Below are 26,956 nucleotides of genomic sequence, written 5' to 3'. Positions count from 1 at the left end.
TTTCAGTTAATTATAAAATATTCTTATTTAAATCCTGTGGTTGGCATACTTATTGCTAAACTTAAAGATAAGCGCTTATATCCATATATCATATATAGGGAATTAATATGAAAAATAAACTCATTAGCACACAACAAGCTATGGAGCATTTTTATGACGGCATGACCATTATGGCTGGCGGTTTTATGGGCGTAGGTACACCTCCTCACTTAATCACCGCATTGCTGAACTCCGGTGTCAAAGATCTGACCATCATTGCTAACGATACTGGCCGTCTCGACACCGGCATAGGCCCCCTTGTGGTTAATGGCAGAGTGAAAAAAGTTATCACCTCACATATTGGCACTAACCCGGAAACCGGACGCAAAATGCTTGCTGGAGAAATAGAAGTAGAACTGGTTCCTTTGGGTACGTTGATCGAACGTATTCGCTGCGGCGGAGCCGGTCTGGGCGGATTCCTAACCCCAACCGGGGTAGGTACTGTTGTAGAAGAGGGAAAACAAAAAATCACCGTCAATGGAACAGACTATTTGTTGGAACTCCCGCTACGCGCTGATCTGGCACTAATTCAAGCTCATCTTGCCGATCATCATGGCAACCTCACCTACCAACTCAGTGCCCGAAATTTTAACCCAGTAATCGCCCTGGCAGCGGACATCACGCTTGCCGAACCCGATAGGCTGGTTGAAGTAGGTGAAATCGCACCGGACTGCGTGATAACACCTGGCGCATTGATCGACTACATCGTTTATCCAGGAGAAAATTAATAATGAATGCTCAACAAGTTATTGCCCACCGTGCTGTTCTCAAACTACAAGACGGCGATGTTGTTAATCTTGGCATCGGTATTCCCACGCAAGTCCCGAACTATCTGCCTGATCACATTCATATTACTCTCCAATCAGAAAACGGCATATTGGGCCTTGGACCTATTACAGAAGTAGATCCCAATCTGGTCAATGCTGGCGGAAACCCCTGTGGCATCTTGCCCGGCTCTGCCATATTTGACAGCGCCCTCTCTTTTGCCCTTATTCGAGGCGGTCACGTAAGTACCTGTATTCTGGGAGGTCTGCAAGTTGACCAGCATGCCAACCTAGCCAGTTGGATGATACCGGGGAAAATGGTCCTTGGTATGGGAGGAGCAATGGATCTTGTCACTGGCGCACGTAAAGTCATCATTGCAATGAAACATTGCACCAAAGACGGTTCAGCAAAAATCCTCAAGCAGTGTACTCTGCCACTTACCGCCATCAATAAAGTCAGCATGATTGTCACTGAATTAGGTGTCTTCTGCTTTGAACAGGGTCAGTTAATCCTGAAAGAATATGCCCAAAATGTCACATTAGAGACTCTACGAGAAAAAACTGAAGCAGAATTTAGCATCGCACATGACCTCAAAGTCATGCCTGTACCGGTATAGGAGAAATGAGCATAATTAGCAGAATCATTAGCTGGTTTTATCAATACTATCCTACCGTCCCACCAACCTAGACGGTTCAGATGTGAGGCAATGGCTGCTGGAATCTGCTCATTATTATCACTGCTCATAAACCCGATAACTCATCATCATTATCAATAATCACATCAAGAAATTTGAAGATATTGGAATGACTGTAATTAAAACAAATAACCACTAAAATATTAATAAAATGAAGTAATAATCCTTCAAGAGCGGTCTCTTTATTCCAGATGAAGCATAGAATAATTATAATATATCCGTCATCTTTCAAGTTGCCTCTTTGTTGGCTGCACTCTCTCACCCCGGTCACATCGTTATCTATGCTCCCGGGGATTCGCTCCCTTGCCGTTGCGATGCATCCTGAAATCTATTGGGTATAAATACTTATTGAATTCTCATAAAATTGTATAGGTGTTTTTATAAGAAGAGTCTTAGCATTCTTATTTAATGAAACAATTAACATATAATTGTAGTCATGTCAGCCCATTTAATATAGAGGCATTAATTCAAGCACATGATTTTTATAGTTTTTGTCAATTATAGTTATAGAGATAAATTAATTTATTTTTCCATTAATACATTGCACTTAATCTTTAGACTATCTAGCTACAGTGATCATCACCTATTAAAAAGGTGATTTTTATCACATCTTAAGATTTAAAAAAATCAGATATAATCATTTTATTTTGGGTGATTAAAATCACACTATCCGTTAATTTTGGTTTTAAAGAAGAATAATATATGTAATATACTCCTACTTTTAGGGTTAACTAACATTATTATTTTTCAAAGAGAATATAAATGGATTACCAAAATATATTTAAATTAACCATGCAAGAAAAACAGGATCTCTTTTTAGCATTAAATAAAATTGATTACGATCCTACCGGTAGTGATTTATATATTCATTTAGTTAAATCCGCCATGATGTCTTTTTTACCTACAAGAGTAATATCAGCCCTAAATAAACAACGAACATCTATAAACCCTAGACCATATATTATATTAAAGAATGTTCCAACCGATTGTGAAATCTTTTTCTCTCCATCGCCAAACCAATACACCCCCTCAGCAAAATCAGGGAATATTAGTGAAAATCTTTTAACGGGCATAGCCTCACTCATTGGTGAACCCTATTCAATGCTTTTTGAAGGTAAGGAACTCATCAACAATCTCATTCCAACTCATGAGTCGAAAAATGAATATACCGGTCTAGGATTTGATGTCGAACTTGACTTTCATATTGAAAACGCAGCCCTAAAACATTTAGAACAATATAATATTTCACCATTGGGTTTATTACTTACAGGTGTCAGGCATGATCCTGGCGGCCCTTTAACACGCATCTCTGATTCACGCTTATCTATTGCTCAATTAAAGAAAGATGATATAGAAACATTATCTTCACCATTATACAGCATAAAATTACCTTATCGCTGGCGACAATCCACATTAGTTGGAAAAGAAGAAACGCATCCTGTCCCTCTCATAGCAGAAAACCACATATTACCCAACATCAGTGCTGTATTTTATCCCGGTATGATAACAGCAAGTACAGCTAAAGCTGAAATTGCTCTAGAAAAATTCTACGCTTCAGTTAAAAGAAATGCAGTAGGAATATGTATTATCCCAGGGGATTTAGTCTATATAGACAACCGGCTAACTTTGCATTCAAGAGATAAATTTACCCCAACATTTGATAATATAGGAACACCATTACGGTGGTTACAACGCGTATTTATCTCACCTAACCTTTGGAATCATCGATATTTAAATCAAATAGAGCATAGAGTTTTTTCTATCTAAAAGGACCACCAGATGTTAAATGTTTTCTTTTCAATTCTACCTATATTCTTGCTAATTACTCTTGGCTTCCTATCTAAAATATATATAAAGGACGTTTCTAGTTTCTGGAATTTTTCAGATAAGTTTGTTTACTATCTTTTTTTTCCTTGCTTATTAATATTAGATATTAGTGAGGCTAATTTCTCTGGTTCTGACAACTTCTATCCAATCGTATCAACCATAAGTTCAACAATAATAATCGCTATTATTATTTTCATCGGTAGATTTTTATTTAACACTACACCAGATCTATTTACATCCATTTTCCAAGGAGGAGTTAGATATAATTCATATGTTTTTATAGCACTTTCACAATCACTATTCGGCAGTGAGGGAGTTGCATTATCCGGATTTTTTGTGGCCTATATGATAATTATTACCAATATTATGAGCGTACTCGTAATGAATCATTATGGTCACGGAAGTAAGAAAAATCTGGGTGGTGCTATCCTTGCTTTAGCTAAAAACCCGCTAATTATTGGTGCAATTATTGGAGTATTGCTAAACTACTTTAACATTCATATTACCGGCCCAATCAGACAACTTTTTATTTACTTATCGAACGCAGCTACACCATTAAGCTTAATGTCCGTAGGAGCTGGATTGATCATCAGCATGCATATAAAAAAGATACTTTCGATTTCTTATGCGACTATACTTAAGTTGGTTTTAATGCCACTCATCACCATATTGATAATAAAATATTTAGGTGTATCAGGCGCTCCCGCAAACATCGCTATTCTATATTCCGCAGTGCCTTGTGCCGGCAATGCTTATATATTAGCTAAACAAATGGGTGGTGATCATGAGGCAATGGCATCTATTATTACATGGACAACGTTATTATCCATTATTACTGTAACTTTAATTCTTGGCAATATGAAGTTATAGAAATAGGCATAAAACAGAGCGTCATGATATAGAAAACATATTATTCAGAACAAATGTAATATGTTTTCTATTACTAAATAACCACGTCACATAGTAGGACGCTTAATATAAGTCAATCCGTTTTGAATAATCTGGTCAATCGCTAAAAACAAAAAATATACCGTACGTCTGGCAAACACCGCAGGAAGAAATATAAGTATGAATTTCATATATTAAATACAAATAGCTTTAATATGTTTTTGGTTAAAAAATTTCTAGTTATTTACTGCCATCAACCATACAAAAATAATTAATCTTATAAGATATAAGAATATTCCATTATTCTCATTCCTAACTAGACTATGATCGGCATGAGTTGGCGGGAGTTATTTTTACAATAATTCAATATGTTAATTATAAAATAGTATTATTTAATTTGAGGAAAGTATATGAGTCCCAAGAATGATTTTAAAGCTTTTTCTATTAGTAATAATGCTAACGTAGTCAGCCAAGAAGGGTATGAAACAAGCTCGGCTTTAAAGACTGGATTTCCACCAGAGAATATTACCACTCATTTACTCAATAAGGTATTACGTCAATCTTCAGCAATATCGTCTACAATAGCTAATTTTATCGCGACACAATATGGCGATGATGTTCTGGATGATGGGGATATAGTCAAACTCACTACTCAGTTAAATAAAGCCTTAGAAAAAAAGATCGCGACAGAAATTCCAAGTGCTTCACTAACTCAGAAAGGAATTGTTCAACTCACAGATAAAACAGGCAACAGTAATTCACTTGCGATCACTCAAAAACTTGTTTCTGATGTAAATGATAATGCTAACAACAGATTAGCAAAAAACCAAAATGGCGCAGACATTCCTGATAAAAATGCGTTTGTGAAAAATCTCGGCTTAGCAGAAACCGCCAATTTAGCTAAAAATGCGGTACCGAATAGTAGAAAAATTAATGGGAAAGCGTTAACCGGGGATATCAGTCTGAACGCTGGAGATGTGGGGGCATTTAGGCTTGGATTAACAGGAAACAACACTGTTAGTAATCAAGTCCCCTGGAATGCAAATACCGGGTTATATGATTTGCTGAGACCTGGAATAGATTCTCAGCATATCGCTCATTTCAATAATGGCGTTGGAAGCTGCCCAGCTTTTCAATTGAAAGTGCAGTACAAAAACAGCGGGATTGCTTATCGCTCCGCCCGTGATAATTATGGTTTTGAGGAAGATTGGACTGATATTTATACAACAAAAAATAAACCAACGGCAGCGGATGTTGGGGCATTTAGACTCGGATTAGCAGGCGGATACTCTGTTAATAATCCAATCCCCTGGAACGCAAACACAGGATTATATGATTTGCTGAATCCTGGAATAGATTCTTCGCATATCGCTCATTTCAATAATGGCGCAGGAAGCTGCCCAGCTTTTCAGTTGAAAGTGCTGTACAAAAACCGGGGAATTGCTTATCGCTCTGCCCGTGATAATTATGGTTTTGAGGAAGATTGGACTGATATTTATACAACAAAAAATAAACCGACGCCGGCAGATATAGGAGCATATGCAAAATCCGAGGGATCTGAATTTATCCAAGCAAAACATATTAATCCAGCGAATATAAGTGATTTTACCGCATGGATAAAATCATTGCCGCAGGGCGGTCATGCACTTAGATTTGGAGAGAATCATGGTGGTATTGGATATCCGTGGTCATGCGGCTATGTAACAAGAATGTATGACACATGGGCGGGATTTGTCGCGCATTATGACCATGCAGGTATTAGCTTTATCCATGGAAATGATGGGGGCGGAAATGCAAAAGTTAGCCGACTTTTGACAGATAAAAACGCGCGCTCCGACACTAACGGCATTCTCAGAGTATCCAGCCCAGTTGTCGATATTCATCCAGACGGAACTTACGAGTTAACCAGCGAAGCTGAGGGAGTGACGGTTAAGCGTATAGATACAGGGATATATCGAATCAGCGGTTGCAACGGTTTTGCCAAAGATGGCGCATGGGGAATTCACGGCGGGACTATTATTCCGGCAGACAGCAACGGGTTAAATCTTATTTGGGTGTGTGAATCGGTAGATACATCCAGCGGCGATATAACCATCGAATGTTACCATCGTCAAAATAAAGACGCGCCGGAATTTGCTCAAAATAAGCGTGTCAAAAGCGTAACTGCCACAGGAGAAATCGTTTATTACCATGATGCTGAGCCATGCGATATTCCAGACGGAAGAGTAATTAATATTCGTGTGCAACTACCTGAGAAGTCATAATAATGTAATCAGGATCAGGCTCCCTAAAAGGGAGTCCAAAATTGCTGACGAACCCCATTTAAAAAGTGGGGTTCTGTTGATGTCAATCATATTGTTGTAGTGTGGGGTCTTTTATACCCGTCATCTTTCAAGTTGCCTCTTTGTTGGCTGCACTCACTCACCCCGGTCACATAGTTATCTATGCTCCCGGGGATTCGCTCCCTTGCCGCCTCGATGCATCTTGAAATCCATAGAGTATAGTATATCAAGGTATCGATTTTCCAGCGCCTCTATTAGAAGAAGACCGGACCCCGATGGTTAGACTTTTGTCATTAATCCGATGGGGCTATTAAGGCCCTACATGATGTTTACTGACTTCATTTTCTAACGCTTGATTCACGAAAGCATTAATCGTCACATCTTCTTCAAGTGCTAGTTCTGCAATTTTTCTATGCAATTCTGGATTAACTCTAACATTAAAAACCCCTTTATATGGCACATCAGGATTTTTATTTAATTCCTTGCAGTCTTGCAAATACAAATCAACTGAGATTTTAAATTCATTTTCCAATTCTGCAATTGTTTTTGCTTCATAAGTCACTAAATCGCGGATATATTCCAATTTACCAAAAAGAGTATTATTTTCCAGGTCAAATTCAATTGTACCTAAATAACCTTTATATTTTAAATATTTCATATCAACCCCACTTCTTTTAAAGTCTGTTTCACGGCTTTTAGTGTACCACCTTTAATGTAATTTTCAGGATGAGGGCGGTGCATTAAAATTGTGTGATTCAATGATTCATTGAAGAATCGTACCCTTGAACCTTGCTTTTCTTGTTTCTCATAGTTTAATAAGCTTAACAACACAACAAGTTCAGACCATTCAAAAGTTTTTTGGCTATTAAGAAACTTTTCTATCAGTTTCTCCGCTTTGCTCATGTACTCGTCCTTTCTTTTAAGAAAGTAACTAACAATAGTTACAAACATTAAATAAGTCAAGTTTCTTGTGCAACAAAAAAGGACGTTAGTGCCCTTCAGATTGCTGACGAATCCCACTTAAAAAGTGGGATTCTGTTGATCAAAGGCTTGCGATGGCTAGACCTTTGTCATCAATCTGAAGTTCCCCAAAAGGGAGCCTTAATTATCAAGGCAGTTGTACTCTATCAGGTTTATTTACGACGCCAGCTTGTCCCCTGCGGACCATCTTCCAGTTCAATACCCATCTCATTTAACTGATTACGAGCAGAATCTGCCAGCGGCCAATCTTTATTTTTACGGGCATCATTACGCTGCTTAATCAGTGCTTCAATTTTAGCAATTTCTTCATCGTCAGCCTGAACACCACGGTGCAGGAATTGTTCCGGCTGTTGTTGCAACAAACCTAAGATACCCGCCAACTTGCGTAATTCAGCCGCTAAACCATTCGCTGCGTCCATATCTTCTGATTTCAGGCGGTTGATTTCACGTGCCATATCAAACAGTACCGAATAAGCCTCTGGCGTATTGAAATCATCATTCATTGCGTCAATGAAACGCGCCTCAAATACTTCACCACCAGCCGGCTGTACAGAAGCATCTGTACCTCGCAGAGCTGTATAAAATCGTTCAAGTGCGGTACGGGCCTGCTTTAGGTTATCTTCTGTATAGTTAAGTTGACTGCGGTAATGGCCTGACAACAAGAAATAACGCACTGTCTCTGCATCGTAATATGCCAATACGTCACGGATAGTAAAGAAGTTGTTCAGCGATTTGGACATCTTCTCTTTATCCACCATCACCATCCCTGAATGCATCCAGTAATTCACATACGGACCATCATGGGCACAAGTAGATTGCGCAATTTCATTTTCATGATGCGGAAACATCAGATCAGCACCACCACCATGAATATCAAAATGATTACCTAACTGTTTACTGTTCATGGCAGAACATTCAATATGCCAACCCGGACGACCCGCTCCCCACGGCGATTCCCAACTTGGTTCCCCAGGCTTGGACATTTTCCACAATACGAAATCCATCGGGTTACGCTTAACATCAGCCACTTCCACTCGCGCCCCTGCTTGTAACTGGCTGAGATCTTGGCGGGAAAGCAATCCGTAATCCTGATCACTCTCGACGGAAAACATGACATCGCCATTATCTGCGACATAAGCATGATCACGTTTGATCAACGATTCAGTCAGCGCAATAATCTCCGGGATATGCCGGGTCGCACGAGGTTCCAGATCAGGGCGTAAGATATTCAGCGCATCAAAATCTTTATACATTTCTGCCAACATACGGCCGGTCAGATCATCACAACTTTCACTGTTTTCTGCCGCCCGTTTGATGATTTTGTCATCAACATCGGTCACATTACGGACATAAGTTAAATCGTATCCCAGATAGCGCAGATAACGAGCAACCACATCAAAAGAGACAAAGGTTCTGCCATGACCAATATGGCACAGGTCATAAATCGTGATACCACACACGTACATCCCTACTTTCCCTGGATGAATTGGTTTAAATTCTTCTTTCTGACGGCTGAGGGTATTGAAAATTTTTAGCATCGAGATTTTCCGTAAATTCACTGTACGTGTGTTAAAAATAACGAATTGATAATCCTGGATTTATGTCCTTATCTCATCAATAAATGCTCGATATGGCATAATCCAATAGGATATTGAAACCTGATATTAAGCGCTTTGCAAGGTTAGCGATCAATATAGTCTACTGAAACTAATAGGTACTGACTCATTATGGTAGATGTGATATAAAAGCCGCCTGGTCCAAATGCCCTAACCGGGTTAATCAAAACTATTATTAGGATTTCAATTATGGTGACTTTCCATACCAATTTTGGCGATATTGTAATTAATACTTTCGCTGATAAAGCTCCTGTAACTGTTGAGAATTTCTTGAACTACTGCCGCAATAGCTTCTACGATAATACTATTTTCCACCGTGTTATTAACGGTTTCATGATTCAGGGTGGTGGATTTGAACCTGGCATGAAACAAAAGCCGACTGATGCAGCTATCAAAAACGAAGCCAATAACGGTCTGAAAAATAACCGTGGTACTTTGGCAATGGCCCGTACTAACGATCCACACTCAGCAACTGCGCAGTTCTTCATTAACGTTGTTGATAATGATTTCCTGAACTTCCGCTCTGAGCGCCCTGATGGCTGGGGTTACTGCGTCTTTGCCGAAGTGGTCGAAGGTATGGATGTTGTTGATAAAATCAAAAGCGTTTCTACCGGTCGCAGCGGTATGCACCAAGATGTACCACTCGAAGATGTTATCATCGAAAAAGTGACTGTCAGCGAATAACTCACTGAATATGTGCACACTTTTTATTGCGGATTTACATCTCAACGAACATGAACCGGCAATCACTGCCGGTTTTCTACGTTTCTTGCGTGAGGATGCCATTCAGGCAGATAGCCTCTATATTCTCGGCGATCTGTTCGATTACTGGATTGGCGATGATGATAACAACCCTCTCCACCGTGAAATCGCTAGCGCACTAAAAACTGTGCAACAACAAGGTGTTACCTGTTACTTTATTCATGGCAACCGTGACTTTCTGATCGGTTCACGCTTTGCTAAAGAGAGTGGCATTATCTTGCTCCCACAGGAAAAAGTACTGGAACTGTACGGTAAGCGAGTGCTTATTCTACACGGCGATACCTTGTGTACTGATGACGAAGGTTATCAACGATATCGTAAGCGGGTTCATACCCCGTGGGTCCAACGTCTGTTTCTACTGCTACCTCTGTCTATCCGTCAAAAAATTGCCGTAAAAATGCGAGCAAACAGCCAATCGGTCAACAGCAGAAAATCCGAAGCCATTATGGATGTAAACCAGCAAGCTGTTATTGACACTTTTGAGCGGTACCAAGCTGACTGGATGATTCACGGACACACCCACCGCCCTTTTGTACATGAAGTTTCTCTGCATGATAAAACCCTCTACCGTGGTGTACTTGGCGCATGGCATCATCAGGGATCGATGTTCAAAATAACGGATAAATCAATCGATCTTATCTCTTTCCCATTCTGATTAACCGGGAACACCCGATATACAGGTGTCACAACAAAAGTATAAAGTAACGCAATCGTTTTCCTTAGCTTGTGAGCATGATATGATCCGCGGCCTTAAAGCGTTATTTTCATTCTGGTGGACGTTAAAACACAGGAGCATTTGATTTATGACTGCCCAGCCTGATTTAGCAAGAACAACTCAACACAATGCCAAAATCGCCATTGTCATGGGTTCTAAAAGCGATTGGACGACTATGCAGCACGCGGCTGATATTCTCACTTCTCTTAATGTACCTTTTCATGTTGAAATTGTTTCTGCTCATCGTACACCCGATAAACTATTCAGTTTTGCCGAGCAAGCTGAGCAAAATGGTTTTGATATCATTATCGCTGGTGCCGGTGGCGCTGCTCATTTACCCGGCATGCTGGCAGCCAAAACGCTGGTACCGGTTCTCGGCGTACCCGTACAAAGCGCTACACTGAATGGGGTAGATAGCCTCTACTCTATCGTACAGATGCCAAAAGGGATTCCTGTTGGCACGCTTGCGATTGGAAAAGCTGGCGCGGCAAACGCAGCCCTACTGGCCGCACAGATTCTGGCGCGTCATGATAAAGATTTACTGAAACGCCTTAGCCATTGGCGTGAAACACAAACTCAGGATGTACTCAATAATCCCGATCCGCGGGAGGAAGCATGAAGCCAGTTTGTGTATTAGGCAATGGTCAGCTCGGCCGCATGTTACGCCAAGCTGGTGAGCCTTTAGGTATCACGGTTTATCCTGTTGGCCTCGATGCAGAACCCGAAGCAGTTCCTTATCAGAATAGCGTTATTACCGCTGAAATTGAGCGTTGGCCGGAAACGGCTCTTACTCAGGAACTTGCCCGCCATAAGGCTTTCGCTAATCGAGATATCTTTCCCCGTCTGGCTGACCGTCTGCCGCAAAAACAGTTAATGGATAGCCTTGGTCTGGCAACGGCTCCGTGGCAATTACTCTCTGAGACCAACCAATGGCCGCAATTATTCTCTGAACTCGGTAATTTCGTTATCGTTAAGCGCCGCATGGGTGGTTATGATGGCCGAGGGCAATGGCGTATTCATCCCGGAGATGAAACAGAATTACCCGCCGATATTTATGGTGAATGTATTGCTGAACAAGCCATTCCTTTCTCTGGCGAAGTTTCACTGGTCGGTGCCCGCAATAAAAATGGCGATTGTGTGTTCTATCCCTTAACGCACAATTTGCATCAAGATGGCATTCTCCGTGCCAGTATTGTCTCTCCTCAGGAAAATGACCATTTACAGCATTATCATTTACAACAACAGGCTGAGAGTATGTTGTCAGCTATTATGCACGAGCTGAAATATATCGGCGTGATGGCGATGGAATGTTTTATTGTCGGTGATAATTTATTGATCAACGAACTCGCACCACGCGTTCACAACAGCGGTCATTGGACTCAGAACGGCGCATCTATCAGCCAGTTTGAATTACATCTCCGTGCTATTCTGGATTTGCCCATGCCTCGACCAGCAGTGACTGCGCCGTCAGTTATGATCAATTTGATTGGCACAGATATCAACACCCAATGGCTCAACTTGCCATTGGTACATTTACATTGGTATGAGAAAGAAGTCCGTCCTGCACGTAAAGTCGGTCATCTTAATCTTTCTCACTTTGATAAAAATGAATTAAAAGATACATTGCAGAAACTTGTTCCCATGCTGCCCCCTGAATATCAGAGTGGCCTTGAATGGGCACAGGAAAAATTAATTAACTAACGTCTAACACTAGAATTATTTGTTTATTGAACTTGTTGTCTTGATTCGTGTCCACAATAGTCTTACAGAAAGGATACATAGTAAGAGACAGAGAGGCACATATGAATACGACTATATTGAAAGTTCGTGTTTCTGAAGAACTGAAGCACAAGCCGCCCGGGATAATAGTTTGGATATGTCTAGTTTTGTCCGTCTGGTATTAACTAGAGCAACAAAAAAACACCATGTTCCTAATGCTACAACGCAGGCAGCGATCCATGAACTGGAACATGGTGGTGATACAAGTGTAAATACCGTAGATGAACTTTGGGACAAAATAATAGATGACAAACATCTATCAAAATAATCAAAAATTTGTCATTTAATGGCCTGGGATTAATTGTGGAAGCGGAAGTAAAGTAACTTACCGCTTCACACTTCAACTCATCCTAGCTTATTTATATTACTTCAATTATCATATTGTTCTATTAGCATTCATCGATCTGGATATCGTGTCTACAATCGTTCTCGTTGTTTGATCTATTTCATAATTAAGTAAGTCACCAACTTTAATATTACTAAGATTGGTAGCCCTTAACGTTTCTGGAATTAAATTCAACTCTATGGTTTTGTCTTCTTCATTTATACCATTTATTGTCAAGCTACAACCATGTAACCCAATAAAACCTTTATGGAAAAAATATCTGACATTATCGCCAGGAATATTAATCACTAATCGATAAGTTTCACCAGTTTTAATAAAATCAACGACTTCTGCCACACCTTCAATATGCCCATATAAGCTATGACCACCATTCTCTTTATTCATTTGATGTGATCTTTCAATATTAACTTCATCCCCCACATTTAAAAATTTTAATGTGGTCACATCAGCCGTAAAATCTGATATATCAAACCAGACGATATCGTTCTTAAATTGAGTGACAGTCAGGCAAGTACCATTAATCGCAACACTGGCCCCCACAGAAACATCATCAAAGAAATGGTTATTATTACTGACGGTTAATGTACTAAACCCGTCTTTTTTATCAAGAGATAATACACTTTCTTTTCCTTGTACAATTCCAGTATACATAATCACCCTCTTTTATTTATATTAAGTGGAAATGCCCTTGTTACATTAAGAGAATTTATGGTTTATACCCGTTATCTTTCAAGTTGTCACTTTGTTGGCTGCACTCACTCACCCCGGTCACATAGTTATCTATGCTCCCGGGGATTCGCTCCTTTGCCGTCGCGATGCATCTTGAAATCCATAGGGTATATACGAATATATCTAATAAAATTTTATTAGCTCTATTAACCATATTTTCCTACCCCATATTTACAAAATATCTTTTATGTAATTGATTTAAATCAAAATTTTAATAACACATTTAAAAGCCAATAAACTACTTTACCCTATTGTTTTTAATTATATCAAGCTTTTTGTGGAATGGATGATTTTTTACTATTAAATTGATAATTATCAAACATGAGCAAAAATAGAGTCGAAAATTATTTTTCTAACTTATGGAAACACTTTACCTTGAATATTTATCATTTAATTAAAAGCATATCATAATAAAACCACCAGCCAAAGAATTATAATTCACAATATTTCATTTACAATCTCTTTTTTATTACACAAAAATAAAACCAGCTATCATTTTAAACATTTATTATGTTTTTATTTCATGAAAAATACTTTCATCCATGTTTTAAAACCAAAGCAATAATTATTTAAATTCACAAATTATTTTGATGATAAAAAAACAGACCCAATTTATTATTTTTATTTATCATGGCTATTTCTCATTAAAAACTCAGATTAATTAAGGGAAATAAATTATAGATTTAAGTTAACTAAAATATAATTACACAAATATTTTCATAAAAACATTAATTAACAATACCCCCCAACTATCAACACCAAGTTGAATAAAAAACCTATCGCTAATTAAATAATCAATATATTACTAACACTGAAAAATCACTAATGTTAGAATAATCTTATTTTTCTATACTATTCAACATTCATCAACAAAACCAAATATCCCTTTGACAAAACCTCTCCATTAGATCAATGTTATTACCATTAATGAGTCTGACAACATACGAAAAGGGAAACCCTCGTGTTATTTACCTGGAAAGCCCACGATACTAAAAACCGCCTACAGTTTTTTTCCGCCTTATGGTCCTCGTTTCCATCTTCTTGCGCTATTTATCAAACAACAGCTTGGTATTGGATCAACACCAGATTAAAGAAAAGCGGATTACCTGCAATACTATTATTGCTACCGGCAATCAATCAAGCTCAGGCCAGTCATTTTGTTAATTTTCAATCGATTGATACCAGCCTTTATATGCAATTTGAAAATCGAGTCGATCCTAGAAAAACCATTTCACCGATTTTAGAGGCTTTCGGCGACTACAGTGTCGGCGATATGTATGTCTATAGTATTTGGCAAAATTCACTGCAAGGTGATTACCAAGGTGATAAAAGCACCTACTATTATAAATTTGTCCCCAGAGTGAGCTTGAGTAAAGTCACTGGTAATGACATCTCTTTTGGACCGGTAAAAGATATTCTGTTCGCTCAATGGATTGCCAAAACTAAGGGGATAGATTACGACTATTTCCCCGGTATCAGTATTGACTGGCAAGCTAGCTGGATTAGCTGGCTACGTACAATTTTTTATTTTGAGAATAATGCCAAAGGAAGCTGGAATGATCAGCGAATTCATATCGATTACGGCATTCCCTTCAATAATAGCTTAGGGGATTTTCGTGTTGTCGGGACTTTTGACTATACCTTAGGTTTGCATGGGCAACCTGAAACTATCGATTTCAAACCAGAGTTACATTACGATTTAGGAAAACTCCTTGGTCATCAACCCGGTCATTTATGGACCGGCATTGTTCTGAACCCCATAAAAAATAAATACAAAATAAGAGATACCTCTTATTATCGAACGGATCAATTTAGCTATGGGATCTTTATTCGATATAGTTTTTTCTGATATCGGAATAAAATATTAGAAATTTTCTGATGGCCTTTATCCTGATGGAGTCAAAATGCCCATTCAACATGACCAGTTCGGACGTACTTATCAGTGGCTCCTACTGATACTTTTGGGTTTGATTTACTTTCTGGTCACCGCAACCACATTTACTTCGCTAGGCGTTGTATTACCTAGCATGATCAAAGAATTACACTGGAGTTGGACGGATGCCGGTCTGGGGTTCACCTTACTTGGCCTATCATGTGGGCTGTCCAGTTACCTTCCAGCGATGTTTATTCGTCGTACAGGCGTCCGCGCCACTTTGATGATTGGTACGCTCACCTTTATCACCAGTTTTTACATCCTCTATAACACCCACAGTATCGCGGCCTATTTTACCGGTACAACACTATTAGGGATCGGCTTTAGTCTTATGGCGACGGTTCCCGGCACTTATGTCATTAGCCGACTTTTTAAAAAACAGTCATTAGCTTTCGGTATCTATTTCACCATCGGTGGATTAGGGGGCGTGGTCGGTCCGTGGATCTATTTCCTGGCAACAGTATTTTGGGAAAACTGGCGTATGCACTGGGCAATTTCCGGGATATCACTCACCTTGATCAGCTTATTAACCATTTTATTTATGCGAGAAGGTAAAAAGGAAAACGCCCACGCTGAAAGAATTAGCAAAAATCAACAAGACCAGCTCCCCTCCAATATCTATCGCACCAAGGAAATATGGAATGTCCGGCAAGCACTGCACACCTGGCAATTTTATGCCATTGCTGCCGCTTATACTGCTTTTTTACTGTGTGGGATAACCGTTAATAGTTTTGCGGTCGCCCATATTACTGAAAACGGATTCAGCGAATCTATTGCTGCTTCCTCGCTCAGTATTTTGGCTTTTATCAACGCATTCTCACGATTCGCAGGAGGCGCGGTTGGTGAATGGTTCGATCCCAAAAAAATGCTTATCGGCAGTCTGTCGATAATTATCTGTGGTCTTATCGCACTCAGTGCCACCACCTCATGGACATTTTTAATCCTGTTCACGTTGTGTATTGGCATCGGTTATGGCATGACTTTTCTGGCATCCAGTATATTGCTGTTCAATTATTTTGGGCGCACGCCTTATCTGGAACTGTTCTCGGTGATGAATTTGATCTCTACTACCGCCTGTATCGCCCCTTTTATGGTGGGCGCAATTAAGGATTATTCAGGTAGTTTTACACCGGCATTTCTCATTATCACCATACCGGTACTCACTATTTTGATTGTCACATTCATGATGCAACCACCTTCACAAATCGTGAAGAAATGTTCTGATGACAATACATTGCTCAACTGAATGCAAAAATAAAACCAACCAATAAGCCAGGGAATAGGTTCTCCACATCTCAACGAGCTTACCCATTCCCTGAATGTCTGCAAATATCGCTCTTTTACCCCTGAACCCGCCGGTATAATCCCGTACCCTGTAATAACCGAAGCCCTAACCCACTCCCACACAATGAAAGTAACAAGCTGCTGATTATTGGTAATAACAGCCACATTTGCCATTCTGGTTGCCACGGAAAATCAAATACCTTGGTCTGCAATAACCAAAGCGCAACTTCAGCGCCAAGTGCCGCAGTAAAACCCGCCATTAATCCAAGCAAAGCAAATTCATACCAAAGCGTACGACGCAGTAACTGTTTACTGGCTCCCAAGGTGCGGTAAACCACGAGTTCAAGTTGCCGTTGACGCATCCCTACCTGAACCTGTGCCAATAGCAATAATGCGCCACAAACCATGACCAACCCAACCATGACCTCTAATGCCTTACTGACCTGCTGCAAAATACCCTGAATTTGCTTAATCATCACGCCGGTATCAAGTAGGCTCAAGGTTGGAAACTGACGATTAAGATCCGTCAGAAGGCGACCTTCTCCATCATAATGGAAACTGGTCAACCAGGTTTGCTGCTGATTCTCTAATGCTTGTTTCGGGAAAATAAACAAGAAATTTGGCCGTAAACTTTCCCAATCCACCAGTCGAATACTGCTAACTATGACACTGAATTGCTGCGTATCACCACTAAATGTTAGCTTATCGCCGATTTTGATTGCCAAACGCTCAGCAAGACCCTGCTCAATGGAAACCTCATCCGCTTTTGGCGGCCAGTAGCCTGCAACCAAGGTATTAAACGGAGGTAACTCCTCTTTCCATGTCAGATTCAATTCCCGCTGCACCGTGTTGCTATCCGATTCCTTGGCCTCTGCCCACGCGATGGCTGACTGACCATTGATTTCCGTCAAGCGAGCCAATACCACTGGATAGAATGCCGTAGGTTTAACCTGATACTGAGCCAGCAAATGTTCTACTTGTGGAATTTGCTGTCCAGTCATATTAATCAGAAAATAGTTTGGACTGTCCGATGGCAATTGGTGCTGCCAACGGTCAAGCAAGTCTCCTCGGACCACCAGCAACAAAGCAAATAACATAAATGATAAAGAGAAAGCCGCCAATTGAGCTACTGTTTGAAACGGCTGCCGCAGTAGTCGATTAACCGCCAGACGAAAACTGAGTTGGCGGAGTTTCAAATGACGTAGTAACCACAATCCTCCCCAACCAAACACGGCTAGTAATAGCGCAACCATCATCATGCCTGCAAGTAACGCCCATAACATGGGCTTGGTGCCAACTAACAGACTCAGCCCACTAATGACCACCAATACCGCCAACGGCAAATAATAACGCAACGGCCAGATAGGCGCGATAATATCATCACGCAGCACCCGTGATGGTTGGGTTGCCATTAACTGCTTGTACGGACGTATTCCCACCAGTAAGGCGATAACAGATAACGCGCCTAACGCCCATATCCACGGCCAGAATCCTGCTACAGGTAAGGTCTTCGGCAACATAGGCGCCAAAATCTGCACGAGCAGATATTCAAACATCAATCCCAGAAGCGTCCCCACCAGCGCCGCCGCAATCAATATCACCAACCATTGACCAATCACCCATTTACGCAACGCCCAACGCCCCGCACCCAGTGTTTTAAGCACCGCAATCAAATCATGGCGGCTACGGCAATAGTGAGTCATTGATACTGCTACCGCGGCGACAGCGAGTAATAACGTTAGCAAAGCCGATAACAACAAGAATTGCTGTGCCCTTTCAATAGATTTTGCGAGCGCTCCACTATCTTGTTTCAAGGTATACCAGCGCTGATCAGCTTTAAGTTGGGGATCAATGAGCTGCTGATACTGATAAACCGCTTCTTTATCACCCGAAAACATATAACGATAAGTCAGACGGCTACCCGGCTGAATCGCCCCGGTAGATTGCGCATCATCAAGATTGATCAAAATCCTGGGTGCAATCTGAAAGGGATTGAAACCACTGTCCGGTTCCTGAATTAATTCTCCGCTCACCTTAAGCGTGGTATCACCCACATCGAGATTATCGCCAACTTTGATTTTCAATAGTTCAAGCAAACGAGGCGCAACCAGCACCGTGCCTTTTTCCGCTTTCAAACTCGGTGGGTGGGTTTCCAGTTCACCATATAACGGGTAATGACTGTCCGCGGCTTTTACATTCGCAAGTTGAGGAATGTCCCCGGCATAAGTCATTGTGGTGAAAGAGAGCTGGCGACTTAATTTTAATCCCCGTTTTTTCGCCTGCTGTAACCATTCTTCATCTACCGGATAAGCAGCACGCAGGACTAAATCACCCGCCAGAAAATCCCGACTCTGGTAATGAACACTTTGATCAATGCGATCACTGATCCTGCCCAAGGCCAATACACAAGCTACCGCCAAGGTAAGAGATAACCAGACAATCAATAAAGAAGGTGTGCGCCACTCGCGCCAAAACCAACGCCAAATCATCTCTCTTCCCTCAATTTTCCATCAACCAACCGCAAGCAACGTTGACAGCGGGCCGCAAGCTGGCTGTCATGAGTGACCAAAATTAATGTTGTGGCATAATCACGATTCAGAGAAAACAGTAAATCAGCAATACGATCACCCGTTTGCCGATCCAGATTACCTGTTGGCTCATCAGCAAACAGAATTTTGGGTTGGCTGCTGAATGCCCGTGCCAATGCCACCCTCTGTTGTTCACCGCCAGAAAGTTGTGCCGGCATATGTTTCAAACGCTTCCCCAATCCCAGTTGTTCAAGCAATTCAGCCGCCTGTTTCCTGCTACTATTTTCAGACTCACCACGTAATAAAGCAGGAAGCTGGACATTCTCCAATGCGTTTAACGTCGGAATTAACATAAATGACTGAAAGACAAAACCAACACTTTCAGCCCGGAGTTGCGCCCGCTGCTCCTCATTCATCTGGCTTAAATTATGCCCTAGCAGCCGAACCTCACCGTCACTGCCATCATCTAACCCGGCAATAATGCCAAGCAATGTGGATTTACCCGAACCCGATTCTCCCACCAAAGCGATAGTCTGTGCCGACTCGACAACCAACCCAACTCCCTGCAATATAGTGATCTTATGTTCCCCCTGACCAACGTGCTTACTGAGATGCTGAACTTCAAGAATATTCCCCGTTACCATTTACTTTTCCTTTTACTGATGGTGCTATTTAGCGCCAGAGCGACTGCGGCTGATACCCTTCTGATTCTCGGTGATAGCCTTAGTGCCGGTTACCATTTGCCTATTGAACAGTCATGGCCTGTTTTAATGGAAAAAAAGTGGCAGAAATCTGGCAATAAAATCACGGTCATCAACGGCAGCATCAGCGGTAATACCGCCGCTCAGGGCCTTGAGCGGCTACCTGAATTACTTAAACAACATAAACCCCGTTGGGTACTGATAGAACTGGGTGCCAACGATGGACTACGCGGTTTTCCCCCACAACAAACAGAACAAGATCTGCAACAGATCATTACTTTAGTGAAACAAGCCAATATTCAGCCTTTATTGATGCAGATCCGTCTGCCACCAAATTATGGGCGCCGTTATACCGAATCTTTTGCCAAGATTTACCCCAAACTGGCAGAACACAATCAAATCCCTCTGCTCCCGTTTTATATGGAACAAGTCGCTATTAAACCAGAGTGGGTGCAACAAGACGGATTACATCCCAATCTGGCAGCTCAACCATTTATCGCCGACTGGATGTCTGACACACTATCAGCACATCTTAATTATTCTTGAATAGTAAACTATTAGTTTCAACAAATTGATGTCTATAAACAGGTTAAAGTTATGCAAAAGTCAGTTCTTATCACAGGCTGTTCCAGTGGAATTGGTCTGGTGGCGGCCAAAACACTACATCAACGGGGCTACAGAGTATTAGCAGCTTGCCGGAAACCCGCAGATTTACAGCATATGCGCGAATTAGGACTGGAACCTATCGAATTGGATCTTGATGATAAAATGAGTGTGGAACGCGCCGCCGCCGAGGTCATCAGGCTAACCAATGGCCGTCTTTACGGACTGTTTAATAACGGCGGCTTTGGTATTTATGGCCCGCTTAATACTATCAGTCGTGAACAACTGGAACGGCAATTCTCCACCAATCTATTTGGTGCACATCAACTTACCTGCTTATTACTTCCAGCAATGCAACTTCATGGTGAGGGCCGTATTATCCAAACCAGTTCAGTTATGGGACTGATTTCAACCCCAGGCCGCGGTGCTTATTCTGCCAGTAAATATGCCTTGGAAGCATGGTCAGATGCCTTAAGAATGGAATTAGCCGGAACAGGAATTAAAGCTTGTCTAATTGTCCCTGGTCCGATAAAAACACGTTTTACAGAAAACGTGAATCAAACGCAAAGCGATAAGCCGGTCAGAAACCCCAGGATCGCCCGCCATTTTGCCCTAACCCCCGAAGCTGTTGTGCGCAAACTGATTCATGCTTTGGAAAGTCCTAACCCTAAATTACGTTATCCAGTGACTTGGATAACCCACGCAGTTACTATTATGCGCCGGATTTTGCCAGGAAGAGTAATGGATAAAATACTGAGTAAACAGAGTGGTACAACTTGAAAGTTAATAAAATAACCTCAATCTATTTAATTATACCCTGCAATAATCAAATTTAAGAGACTAATTATATGTTACCAACCTCTACTGGAATTAATGTTAACGAAAGCAACCTACATCAAACCGTTGAACAGTCTATGACTGTGCCTGTTTTATTTTATTTTTGGTCTGAACGTAGCTCACATTGCCAAGAATTAGGCGTAACACTGGATAAACTGGCAGCCGAATACGCAAATCAATTCATATTGGCAAAAGTAGATTGTGATAAAGAGCAAATGGTCGCTGCACAGTTTGGCTTACGCTCCATTCCTACAGTTTATATTATGCAACAAGGTCAACCCGTAGACGGTTTTCAAGGGCCACAACCTGAAAACGTGATTAGAGAGATGCTTGCTCGTGTATTACCGAAACCGGAAGAGTTGAAAGCCGCCCAAGCTGAGGAACTTATCGCCGAAGGAAAACATCAGGAAGCACTATCGTTATTGAAAGAAGCCTGGCAATTAGCGCCCAAAAACAGTGCAATTGCACTTATGTTGACCAAAGTGCAAATTATGCTCAATAATATAGAAGAAGCCCAGGAAATTCTGAGTCTTATTCCATTACAGGATCAAGACACTCATTATCACAGTTTACTGGCTCAAATTGAGTTACAAAAGCAAGCGGCGGATACACCAGAGATCCAACAATTGCAGCAAGAATTCGCCATTCAACCGGAAAATGCAGAGCTGGCTGTTAAGCTCGCGCTGAAACTGCACGAAGTCAGCCGTAATGAAGAAGCTCTGGAATTATTACTCAGCTTCCTGAAAAAGGACCTTTCTGCTGCCAACGGTGCGGTACGGAAAACAATGATGGATATTATGTCTGCAATGGGGACCGGTAATACCTTGGCTTCGAAATATCGTCGCCAGGTTTACTCGCTGCTTTACTGATTTATTTAATTGTAAGGAATTGCTATGGATTTATTCGCTTTTGGTGCCGTACCCATTTTGATATTTATTGCGGTGGTTATTGTCTTTACTTGCGTAAAAACAGTGCCACAAGGTTATCAATGGACGGTAGAACGTTTCGGCCGTTATACCCGAACTTTATTACCGGGTTTGCATATTATCGTCCCTTTTATCGATCGCATTGGCCGTAAAATTAACATGATGGAACAAGTGTTGGATATTCCTTCACAGGAAGTGATTTCCCGCGATAACGCCAATGTTACTATTGATGCAGTTTGCTTTATTCAGGTTGTCGATCCTGTTCGGGCTGCTTATGAAGTCAGCAACCTTGAACTATCCATTATCAATCTGACGATGACCAACTTCCGTACCGTTTTGGGTTCAATGGAATTGGATGAAATGCTGTCGCAGCGTGATTCTATCAACAGTCGTCTATTACATATTGTTGATGAAGCCACTAACCCATGGGGAGTGAAAATTACCCGTATTGAAATCCGTGATGTGCGTCCACCAAAAGAGTTGATCTCTGCCATGAACGCCCAGATGAAAGCAGAACGTACAAAACGTGCTGATATTCTGGAAGCAGAAGGTATCCGTCAGGCGGCTATTCTGAAAGCAGAAGGAGAAAAACAGTCTCAAATTCTGAAAGCAGAAGGGGAACGTCAATCGGCATTTCTCCAGGCAGAAGCACGTGAACGTGCCGCCGAAGCGGAAGCTCGCGCAACTAAAATGGTGTCCGATGCGATCTCTGACGGTAACATGCAGGCAATTAACTACTTTGTTGCCCAGAAATATACGGATGCACTGACCAGTATTGGCGCTTCCAGTAACAGCAAAGTCATTATGATGCCTCTGGAAGCGAGCAATCTAATGGGTGCGATTGGCGGTATTACTGAACTGATTGGCGAAAGCAAAAAAGGTAAATAACCATGATTGCACAGATTGCGGCGCAAACCCCTTGGCTCTGGTTCTCTTTTGGCGGCTTACTGTTAATTGCAGAGCTTCTGGGAACTGGCGGCTATCTATTATGGACGGGTATAGCCGCTATCGTTGTTGCGTTTGTCACCTGGCTGCTACCAGGAATAGATTGGGAATGGCAAGGCATTTTGTTTGCCACTCTGACGCTGCTTTCTGCAATGCTCTGGCGCTACTGGTTACGTCGCCGCCCATCAAAAGGCGGCGATACCCTGAACCAGAAAGACCACCAGCTCATCGGTATCCGAGCCAAACTGACTTCAGATACTGAAAATGGTTACAGCCGGGTCAAACTGGCGGATGGAAGCTGGCGAGTTCACTGTGATAGTGAACTACCAGCCCATACCGAAGTAGAAGTGATCGCTGTTGATGGCATTACCCTGAAAGTCAAACCGGTCAGTTCTCAGTGATGAGAGCAACAACCCGATAAATGATCTATGATGGGGCATGCAGCCCCGTCATCTCCAGGGCACTCTTCCGCCAAAGATAACAATTTACTTCTTATTTTCTGCAACTCTTCAATCGCTTTTTCTATTTCAGCCACTTTATGCAATGTTGCCGCTTTTACATCAGCACTATGACGATTGGGGTTGCGAAATAACACTAAAAACTCACGGCATTCATCAAGTGTAAAACCTACCTGTTTTGCCTGACGCAACAGCGTTAGTTCATCAATATGTTTCTGCTGATAATAACGGTAGCCGTTATCCCCCCTTTCCGGCGGCGTGATCAGATCCTTTTCTTCATAAAACCGGATCGCTTTGCTGGTAAGACCGGTTTTTTGAGCAATCTCACTAATGTTCATTTTTTCCCCTTGACCTTACCCTTGAGGGAAGGTTTAACCTTCGCAACAAGTCAGAAATTCACTTGAACTGTGTAGATATCATCAATTATCACACAGGTGTGAAGAATAATTACATCACTATGTGTTAGGAGTTTTTTTATGTCACACACAACTATTTTAACCTTGCAGGGACTCTCCTGTATGCACTGTGTTAACAATGTGAAAAAGGCACTAGCAAATCGTACAGATGTGGAACAGGCGGATATCACGATTGATTATGCCAAAATCATCGGTACAGCCTCTGCTGAATCATTAATCGAAACAATTCAAGCAGCAGGTTACGATGCGATAATCGCCAGCCAACCTGATGTTGAATTGACACTCTCTGGACTGAGTTGCATGCATTGTGCCGGTACGACTCGTAAAGCGCTGGAAGCCGTAGATGGCGTTATTGCCGCAGAGGTGAATACCGAAACAGCTAAAGTTTACGGTAAAGCCGATGCCGATACCTTAATTGCCGCTGTTGAGCAGGCGGGTTATCAAGCAAAACTCGCTTCTGGTCAAAACTCCCCAAAATCTGAGCCGCTGACATTACCTGCTTCAAACAGACCGGAACCTTTGGCAGCGGCAACCTCCTCTGTTCCGGTCGAAAAAACTGACGTATCCGTTGTGAATGATAACGATGACAGCATCCAGTTGCTGTTGGATGGCATGACTTGCGCTAGCTGTGTGAATAAAGTTCAGAAAGCATTACAAGGCGTTGATGGCGTGGAAAATGCCAGAGTGAATCTTGCTGAACGCAGCGCTTTAATTACCGGTAGTGCCTCAGCGGAGGCACTGATTAAAGCAGTAGAAAAAGCCGGGTATGGCGCAGAACTGATTCAGGACGAAACTGAACGGCGTGAACGCCAGCAACAAGTTTCTGATGCTAATATGCGCCGTTTTCGTTGGCAGTCAGCATTAGCCTTAGTCGTCGGTATTCCCGTGATGGTATGGGGCATGATGGGCGATAATATGATGCTCACACCTGAAAACCATCATATCTGGCTGACTATCGGCGTTATCACGCTTGCCGTGATGATTTTTGCCGGTGGTCACTTCTATCGCAATGCGTGGCAAAGCCTGAAAAACGGCAGTGCGACAATGGATACATTAGTGGCATTGGGAACTGGCGCAGCCTGGCTTTACTCCATCAGTGTCAACCTATGGCCAGATATTTTTCCACCACAAGCTCGTCATCTCTATTATGAAGCCAGCGCGATGATTATCGGTCTGATAAACTTGGGGCATGCTCTGGAACAACGTGCCCGTCAGCGTTCTTCAAAAGCACTGGAGCGTCTGCTGGATCTGACACCACCGACTGCCCGTGTGGTGACAGGAGATGGCGAAAAAGAGATGCGATTGGCTGACGTCAAACCCGGCATGACGTTACGTCTGACAACCGGTGATCGCGTTCCCGTTGATGGTGAAATCATTCAAGGTGAGGTTTGGATAGATGAGGCAATGCTCACCGGTGAGCCGATTCCACAGCAAAAAACCAAAGGCGATAACATTCATGCCGGTACGACGGTGCAAGACGGTACAGTACTGTTTACTGCCGCCGCGGTTGGCAGCCAGACAACATTAGCTCGAATTATTAAACTGGTCCGTCAGGCACAAAGCAGTAAGCCAGAAATTGGTCAGTTAGCAGATAAAATTTCCTCCGTGTTTGTTCCCGTTGTTGTCGCAATTGCCCTGATTGCCGGTGCTATTTGGTATTTCGTTGGGCCAGCACCACAGATGATGTATTCATTGGTCATTATTACCACTGTGTTGATTATTGCCTGCCCCTGTGCCCTTGGGCTGGCGACCCCGATGTCAATTATCTCTGGTGTCGGCCGAGCAGCAGAATTCGGGGTACTGGTTCGGGATGCCGATGCACTGCAACAAGCTAGCACATTGGATACCATTGTTTTCGATAAAACCGGTACGCTGACGGAAGGTATGCCTCAATTGACTGATATACATACCTTTAATGGGTACAGTGAACAAGAGGTATTGCGTTGGGCGGGTGCACTGGAAAAAGGTTCTAACCATCCATTAGCCAAAGCCATTCTTGCTAAAGCCGAAGGGCTGGAATTACCGCAAGTTGAACAATTCCGCACTCTGGCTGGGCTGGGTATCAGTGGTGAAGTCAATGGCACAACCTTGTTGCTAGGTAATCAAGCCTGGCTAGAACAAAATCAAGTCGATACGCAAGAATTAAAACCGCTGATTGCTCAACAGGCAGAACAAAGCATCACACCGGTTCTTCTGGCAGCAGGAGGTAAAGCGGCGGCAGTGCTATCAATTCGCGATCCACTGCGTGAAGATACCATGACTGCATTGCAACGATTACATCACCAAGGCTACCGTTTAGTGATGCTAACCGGTGATAATCCGGTGACTGCCAATGCGATTGCAAAAGAAGCGGGTATTGATCAAGTGATTGCGGGTGTATTACCTGATGGCAAAGCTGAAGCTATCCAGAAATTGCAAGCAGCAGGTCGCAAGGTTGCTATGGTGGGGGATGGCATTAACGATGCTCCTGCCCTAGCGCAGGCTGATGTGGGGATTGCAATGGGAGGTGGTAGCGATATCGCCATTGAAACTGCCGCAATAACGCTAATGCGTCATAGTCTACATGGTGTGGCTGATGCGGTTGAGCTATCCAAAGGCACTCTGCGCAATATGAAACAAAACCTATTAGGCGCATTTATCTACAACACATTGGGGATTCCCATTGCCGCTGGTGTGCTCTATCCCTTTACTGGAACCCTGTTAGATCCGGTAGTCGCAGGTGCGGCAATGGCGCTGTCTTCAATTACGGTGGTGAGTAATGCTAACCGCTTATTGAGGTTTAAACCTAAAACCACGAAAATGAGTTAGATTTAGTGATATTGGGGTAAATTGTAAAAATTTGTCATCCCTGCACTCTTTACACTTTTACCCTATCACCCCTCGCCAATTTGTGGACAAATTA

The 26,956-nt window shown here is 42.1% G+C and carries 28 protein-coding genes; 18 read left to right on the top strand and 10 right to left on the bottom strand.

Annotated features, from left to right (window positions below; all coding sequences use genetic code 11):
* Positions 1-107: 107 nt before the first annotated feature.
* Together atoD and AAC155_RS02185 are read left to right on the top strand one after the other, a co-directional pair.
* Positions 108-767 carry an acetate CoA-transferase subunit alpha gene (gene atoD / locus AAC155_RS02190; RefSeq protein WP_113040868.1) on the top strand — a complete coding sequence of 220 codons (660 nt, stop codon included), beginning with the start codon at positions 108-110 and terminating at the stop codon, positions 765-767.
* Between the two features lie 2 nt (positions 768-769).
* The gene (locus AAC155_RS02185) at positions 770-1,420 is read left to right on the top strand and encodes a 3-oxoacid CoA-transferase subunit B (protein WP_113040867.1); all 651 of its coding nucleotides are present in this window, start codon (positions 770-772) and stop codon (positions 1,418-1,420) included.
* Between the two features lie 124 nt (positions 1,421-1,544).
* Here the strand turns inward: AAC155_RS02185 and AAC155_RS02180 are convergent, their stop codons facing one another.
* Complete coding sequence (locus tag AAC155_RS02180) at positions 1,545-1,769, bottom strand: hypothetical protein (RefSeq protein WP_146748038.1); 225 nt, start codon at positions 1,767-1,769, stop codon at positions 1,545-1,547.
* Positions 1,770-2,260: 491 nt separating this feature from the next.
* Here AAC155_RS02180 and AAC155_RS02175 point away from each other — a divergent pair, with 491 nt between their 5' ends.
* From AAC155_RS02175 to AAC155_RS02165, 3 genes are all read left to right on the top strand, one after another.
* Positions 2,261-3,265, top strand: a complete 1,005-nt coding sequence (locus tag AAC155_RS02175; protein WP_011147942.1) for a TauD/TfdA family dioxygenase — start codon at positions 2,261-2,263, stop codon at positions 3,263-3,265.
* A 12-nt stretch (positions 3,266-3,277) separates the two neighbouring features.
* Positions 3,278-4,195: an AEC family transporter gene (locus AAC155_RS02170; protein ID WP_113024599.1), complete on the top strand. Its 918-nt coding sequence runs from the start codon at positions 3,278-3,280 to the stop codon at positions 4,193-4,195.
* Positions 4,196-4,623: 428 nt separating this feature from the next.
* Positions 4,624-6,477, top strand: a complete 1,854-nt coding sequence (locus AAC155_RS02165; RefSeq protein WP_113040865.1) for a phage tail protein — start codon at positions 4,624-4,626, stop codon at positions 6,475-6,477.
* An 86-nt stretch (positions 6,478-6,563) separates the two neighbouring features.
* On the opposite strand, the gene AAC155_RS02160 is transcribed toward AAC155_RS02165, so the two are convergent.
* From AAC155_RS02160 to cysS, 4 genes are all read right to left on the bottom strand, one after another.
* Complete coding sequence (locus AAC155_RS02160) at positions 6,564-6,725, bottom strand: hypothetical protein (protein WP_158536467.1); 162 nt, start codon at positions 6,723-6,725, stop codon at positions 6,564-6,566.
* 80 nt (positions 6,726-6,805) lie between these two features.
* Complete coding sequence (locus AAC155_RS02155) at positions 6,806-7,153, bottom strand: type II toxin-antitoxin system HicB family antitoxin (protein WP_113040864.1); 348 nt, start codon at positions 7,151-7,153, stop codon at positions 6,806-6,808.
* Entirely contained in the window at positions 7,150-7,398 is a 249-nt protein-coding gene (locus AAC155_RS02150) for a type II toxin-antitoxin system HicA family toxin (RefSeq protein WP_036777623.1), read from the bottom strand. The genes AAC155_RS02155 and AAC155_RS02150 overlap by 4 nt, the downstream gene beginning before the upstream one ends.
* A gap of 230 nt (positions 7,399-7,628) precedes the next feature.
* Complete coding sequence (gene cysS, locus AAC155_RS02145; protein WP_113040863.1) at positions 7,629-9,014, bottom strand: cysteine--tRNA ligase; 1,386 nt, start codon at positions 9,012-9,014, stop codon at positions 7,629-7,631.
* Positions 9,015-9,281: 267 nt separating this feature from the next.
* Here cysS and ppiB point away from each other — a divergent pair, with 267 nt between their 5' ends.
* The 5 genes from ppiB (at position 9,282) to AAC155_RS02120 (ending at position 12,616) form a co-directional block, all read left to right on the top strand.
* Positions 9,282-9,776 carry a peptidylprolyl isomerase B gene (gene ppiB / locus AAC155_RS02140; RefSeq protein ID WP_113040862.1) on the top strand — a complete coding sequence of 165 codons (495 nt, stop codon included), beginning with the start codon at positions 9,282-9,284 and terminating at the stop codon, positions 9,774-9,776.
* A gap of 10 nt (positions 9,777-9,786) precedes the next feature.
* On the top strand, positions 9,787-10,509 hold the full coding sequence (gene lpxH, locus AAC155_RS02135; protein ID WP_113040861.1) for a UDP-2,3-diacylglucosamine diphosphatase: 723 nt from the start codon (positions 9,787-9,789) through the stop codon (positions 10,507-10,509).
* A gap of 148 nt (positions 10,510-10,657) precedes the next feature.
* Positions 10,658-11,188 (top strand): 5-(carboxyamino)imidazole ribonucleotide mutase, encoded by a 531-nt coding sequence (purE, locus tag AAC155_RS02130; protein WP_113040860.1) that lies wholly within the window; start codon positions 10,658-10,660, stop codon positions 11,186-11,188.
* Complete coding sequence (purK, locus tag AAC155_RS02125) at positions 11,185-12,270, top strand: 5-(carboxyamino)imidazole ribonucleotide synthase (RefSeq protein WP_113040859.1); 1,086 nt, start codon at positions 11,185-11,187, stop codon at positions 12,268-12,270. Before purE ends, purK begins: the two co-directional genes overlap by 4 nt.
* Positions 12,271-12,445: 175 nt before the next feature.
* The gene (locus AAC155_RS02120; protein WP_158536466.1) at positions 12,446-12,616 is read left to right on the top strand and encodes a hypothetical protein; all 171 of its coding nucleotides are present in this window, start codon (positions 12,446-12,448) and stop codon (positions 12,614-12,616) included.
* Positions 12,617-12,724: 108 nt separating this feature from the next.
* Here the strand turns inward: AAC155_RS02120 and AAC155_RS02115 are convergent, their stop codons facing one another.
* Both AAC155_RS02115 and AAC155_RS02110 read right to left on the bottom strand, forming a co-directional pair.
* A complete protein-coding gene (locus tag AAC155_RS02115) occupies positions 12,725-13,345 on the bottom strand; it encodes a riboflavin synthase subunit alpha (protein WP_113040858.1) in 621 nt (206 codons plus the stop codon).
* Positions 13,346-13,400: 55 nt separating this feature from the next.
* Complete coding sequence (locus tag AAC155_RS02110) at positions 13,401-13,577, bottom strand: hypothetical protein (RefSeq protein ID WP_158536465.1); 177 nt, start codon at positions 13,575-13,577, stop codon at positions 13,401-13,403.
* A gap of 807 nt (positions 13,578-14,384) precedes the next feature.
* On the opposite strand from AAC155_RS02110, the gene AAC155_RS02105 reads away from it, so the two are divergent.
* Positions 14,385-15,272 (top strand): outer membrane protein OmpK, encoded by an 888-nt coding sequence (locus tag AAC155_RS02105; protein WP_191214703.1) that lies wholly within the window; start codon positions 14,385-14,387, stop codon positions 15,270-15,272.
* Between the two features lie 55 nt (positions 15,273-15,327).
* Positions 15,328-16,602, top strand: a complete 1,275-nt coding sequence (locus AAC155_RS02100; protein ID WP_113040857.1) for an MFS transporter — start codon at positions 15,328-15,330, stop codon at positions 16,600-16,602.
* Positions 16,603-16,696: 94 nt separating this feature from the next.
* Here the strand turns inward: AAC155_RS02100 and ybbP are convergent, their stop codons facing one another.
* Together ybbP and ybbA are read right to left on the bottom strand one after the other, a co-directional pair.
* Positions 16,697-19,129 (bottom strand): putative ABC transporter permease subunit YbbP, encoded by a 2,433-nt coding sequence (gene ybbP, locus AAC155_RS02095; protein ID WP_113040856.1) that lies wholly within the window; start codon positions 19,127-19,129, stop codon positions 16,697-16,699.
* Positions 19,126-19,812, bottom strand: coding sequence for a putative ABC transporter ATP-binding protein YbbA (ybbA, locus tag AAC155_RS02090; RefSeq protein WP_113040855.1), 687 nt, complete (start codon positions 19,810-19,812; stop codon positions 19,126-19,128). Before ybbA ends, ybbP begins: the two co-directional genes overlap by 4 nt.
* On the opposite strand from ybbA, the gene tesA reads away from it, so the two are divergent.
* The 5 genes from tesA to AAC155_RS02065 all read left to right on the top strand — a co-directional run bounded on the left by tesA (position 19,783) and on the right by AAC155_RS02065 (position 23,581).
* Complete coding sequence (gene tesA, locus AAC155_RS02085; RefSeq protein WP_191214713.1) at positions 19,783-20,415, top strand: multifunctional acyl-CoA thioesterase I/protease I/lysophospholipase L1; 633 nt, start codon at positions 19,783-19,785, stop codon at positions 20,413-20,415. The genes ybbA and tesA overlap by 30 nt on opposite strands.
* Before the next feature lie 51 nt (positions 20,416-20,466).
* Positions 20,467-21,252: an SDR family oxidoreductase gene (locus AAC155_RS02080; RefSeq protein WP_113040853.1), complete on the top strand. Its 786-nt coding sequence runs from the start codon at positions 20,467-20,469 to the stop codon at positions 21,250-21,252.
* Positions 21,253-21,320: 68 nt separating this feature from the next.
* Positions 21,321-22,178, top strand: coding sequence for a co-chaperone YbbN (locus AAC155_RS02075; protein WP_113040852.1), 858 nt, complete (start codon positions 21,321-21,323; stop codon positions 22,176-22,178).
* A 24-nt stretch (positions 22,179-22,202) separates the two neighbouring features.
* Positions 22,203-23,123, top strand: coding sequence for an SPFH domain-containing protein (locus tag AAC155_RS02070; RefSeq protein WP_112894526.1), 921 nt, complete (start codon positions 22,203-22,205; stop codon positions 23,121-23,123).
* Positions 23,124-23,125: 2 nt separating this feature from the next.
* Positions 23,126-23,581 (top strand): NfeD family protein, encoded by a 456-nt coding sequence (locus AAC155_RS02065; RefSeq protein WP_113040851.1) that lies wholly within the window; start codon positions 23,126-23,128, stop codon positions 23,579-23,581.
* Here AAC155_RS02065 and cueR read toward each other — a convergent pair.
* The gene (cueR, locus tag AAC155_RS02060; protein WP_112877971.1) at positions 23,575-23,976 is read right to left on the bottom strand and encodes a Cu(I)-responsive transcriptional regulator; all 402 of its coding nucleotides are present in this window, start codon (positions 23,974-23,976) and stop codon (positions 23,575-23,577) included. The genes AAC155_RS02065 and cueR overlap by 7 nt on opposite strands.
* Before the next feature lie 138 nt (positions 23,977-24,114).
* Here cueR and copA point away from each other — a divergent pair, with 138 nt between their 5' ends.
* Entirely contained in the window at positions 24,115-26,862 is a 2,748-nt protein-coding gene (copA, locus tag AAC155_RS02055; RefSeq protein ID WP_113040850.1) for a copper-exporting P-type ATPase CopA, read from the top strand.
* Positions 26,863-26,956: the final 94 nt, after the last annotated feature.

This window comes from Photorhabdus sp. HUG-39, from assembly GCF_963878365.1.
Classification (GTDB): Bacteria; Pseudomonadota; Gammaproteobacteria; order Enterobacterales; family Enterobacteriaceae; genus Photorhabdus; species Photorhabdus kayaii.
Note: the sequence above shows the minus strand (reverse complement) of the source record. Positions and strands in the feature narration are given on the sequence as shown.

Bases quoted from the DNA above. Each gene is read 5' to 3' on its own strand.
- atoD (WP_113040868.1), top strand. From the start codon at position 108: ATGAAAAATAAACTCATTAGCACACAACAAGCTATGGAGCATTTTTAT.
- AAC155_RS02185 (WP_113040867.1), top strand. From the start codon at position 770: ATGAATGCTCAACAAGTTATTGCCCACCGTGCTGTTCTCAAACTACAA.
- AAC155_RS02175 (WP_011147942.1), top strand. From the start codon at position 2,261: ATGGATTACCAAAATATATTTAAATTAACCATGCAAGAAAAACAGGAT.
- AAC155_RS02170 (WP_113024599.1), top strand. From the start codon at position 3,278: ATGTTAAATGTTTTCTTTTCAATTCTACCTATATTCTTGCTAATTACT.
- AAC155_RS02165 (WP_113040865.1), top strand. From the start codon at position 4,624: ATGAGTCCCAAGAATGATTTTAAAGCTTTTTCTATTAGTAATAATGCT.
- AAC155_RS02155 (WP_113040864.1), bottom strand. From the start codon at position 7,153: ATGAAATATTTAAAATATAAAGGTTATTTAGGTACAATTGAATTTGAC.
- AAC155_RS02150 (WP_036777623.1), bottom strand. From the start codon at position 7,398: ATGAGCAAAGCGGAGAAACTGATAGAAAAGTTTCTTAATAGCCAAAAA.
- cysS (WP_113040863.1), bottom strand. From the start codon at position 9,014: ATGCTAAAAATTTTCAATACCCTCAGCCGTCAGAAAGAAGAATTTAAA.
- ppiB (WP_113040862.1), top strand. From the start codon at position 9,282: ATGGTGACTTTCCATACCAATTTTGGCGATATTGTAATTAATACTTTC.
- lpxH (WP_113040861.1), top strand. From the start codon at position 9,787: ATGTGCACACTTTTTATTGCGGATTTACATCTCAACGAACATGAACCG.
- purE (WP_113040860.1), top strand. From the start codon at position 10,658: ATGACTGCCCAGCCTGATTTAGCAAGAACAACTCAACACAATGCCAAA.
- purK (WP_113040859.1), top strand. From the start codon at position 11,185: ATGAAGCCAGTTTGTGTATTAGGCAATGGTCAGCTCGGCCGCATGTTA.
- AAC155_RS02120 (WP_158536466.1), top strand. From the start codon at position 12,446: ATGTCTAGTTTTGTCCGTCTGGTATTAACTAGAGCAACAAAAAAACAC.
- AAC155_RS02115 (WP_113040858.1), bottom strand. From the start codon at position 13,345: ATGTATACTGGAATTGTACAAGGAAAAGAAAGTGTATTATCTCTTGAT.
- AAC155_RS02110 (WP_158536465.1), bottom strand. From the start codon at position 13,577: ATGGTTAATAGAGCTAATAAAATTTTATTAGATATATTCGTATATACC.
- AAC155_RS02100 (WP_113040857.1), top strand. From the start codon at position 15,328: ATGCCCATTCAACATGACCAGTTCGGACGTACTTATCAGTGGCTCCTA.
- ybbP (WP_113040856.1), bottom strand. From the start codon at position 19,129: ATGATTTGGCGTTGGTTTTGGCGCGAGTGGCGCACACCTTCTTTATTG.
- ybbA (WP_113040855.1), bottom strand. From the start codon at position 19,812: ATGGTAACGGGGAATATTCTTGAAGTTCAGCATCTCAGTAAGCACGTT.
- AAC155_RS02080 (WP_113040853.1), top strand. From the start codon at position 20,467: ATGCAAAAGTCAGTTCTTATCACAGGCTGTTCCAGTGGAATTGGTCTG.
- AAC155_RS02075 (WP_113040852.1), top strand. From the start codon at position 21,321: ATGTTACCAACCTCTACTGGAATTAATGTTAACGAAAGCAACCTACAT.
- AAC155_RS02070 (WP_112894526.1), top strand. From the start codon at position 22,203: ATGGATTTATTCGCTTTTGGTGCCGTACCCATTTTGATATTTATTGCG.
- AAC155_RS02065 (WP_113040851.1), top strand. From the start codon at position 23,126: ATGATTGCACAGATTGCGGCGCAAACCCCTTGGCTCTGGTTCTCTTTT.
- cueR (WP_112877971.1), bottom strand. From the start codon at position 23,976: ATGAACATTAGTGAGATTGCTCAAAAAACCGGTCTTACCAGCAAAGCG.
- copA (WP_113040850.1), top strand. From the start codon at position 24,115: ATGTCACACACAACTATTTTAACCTTGCAGGGACTCTCCTGTATGCAC.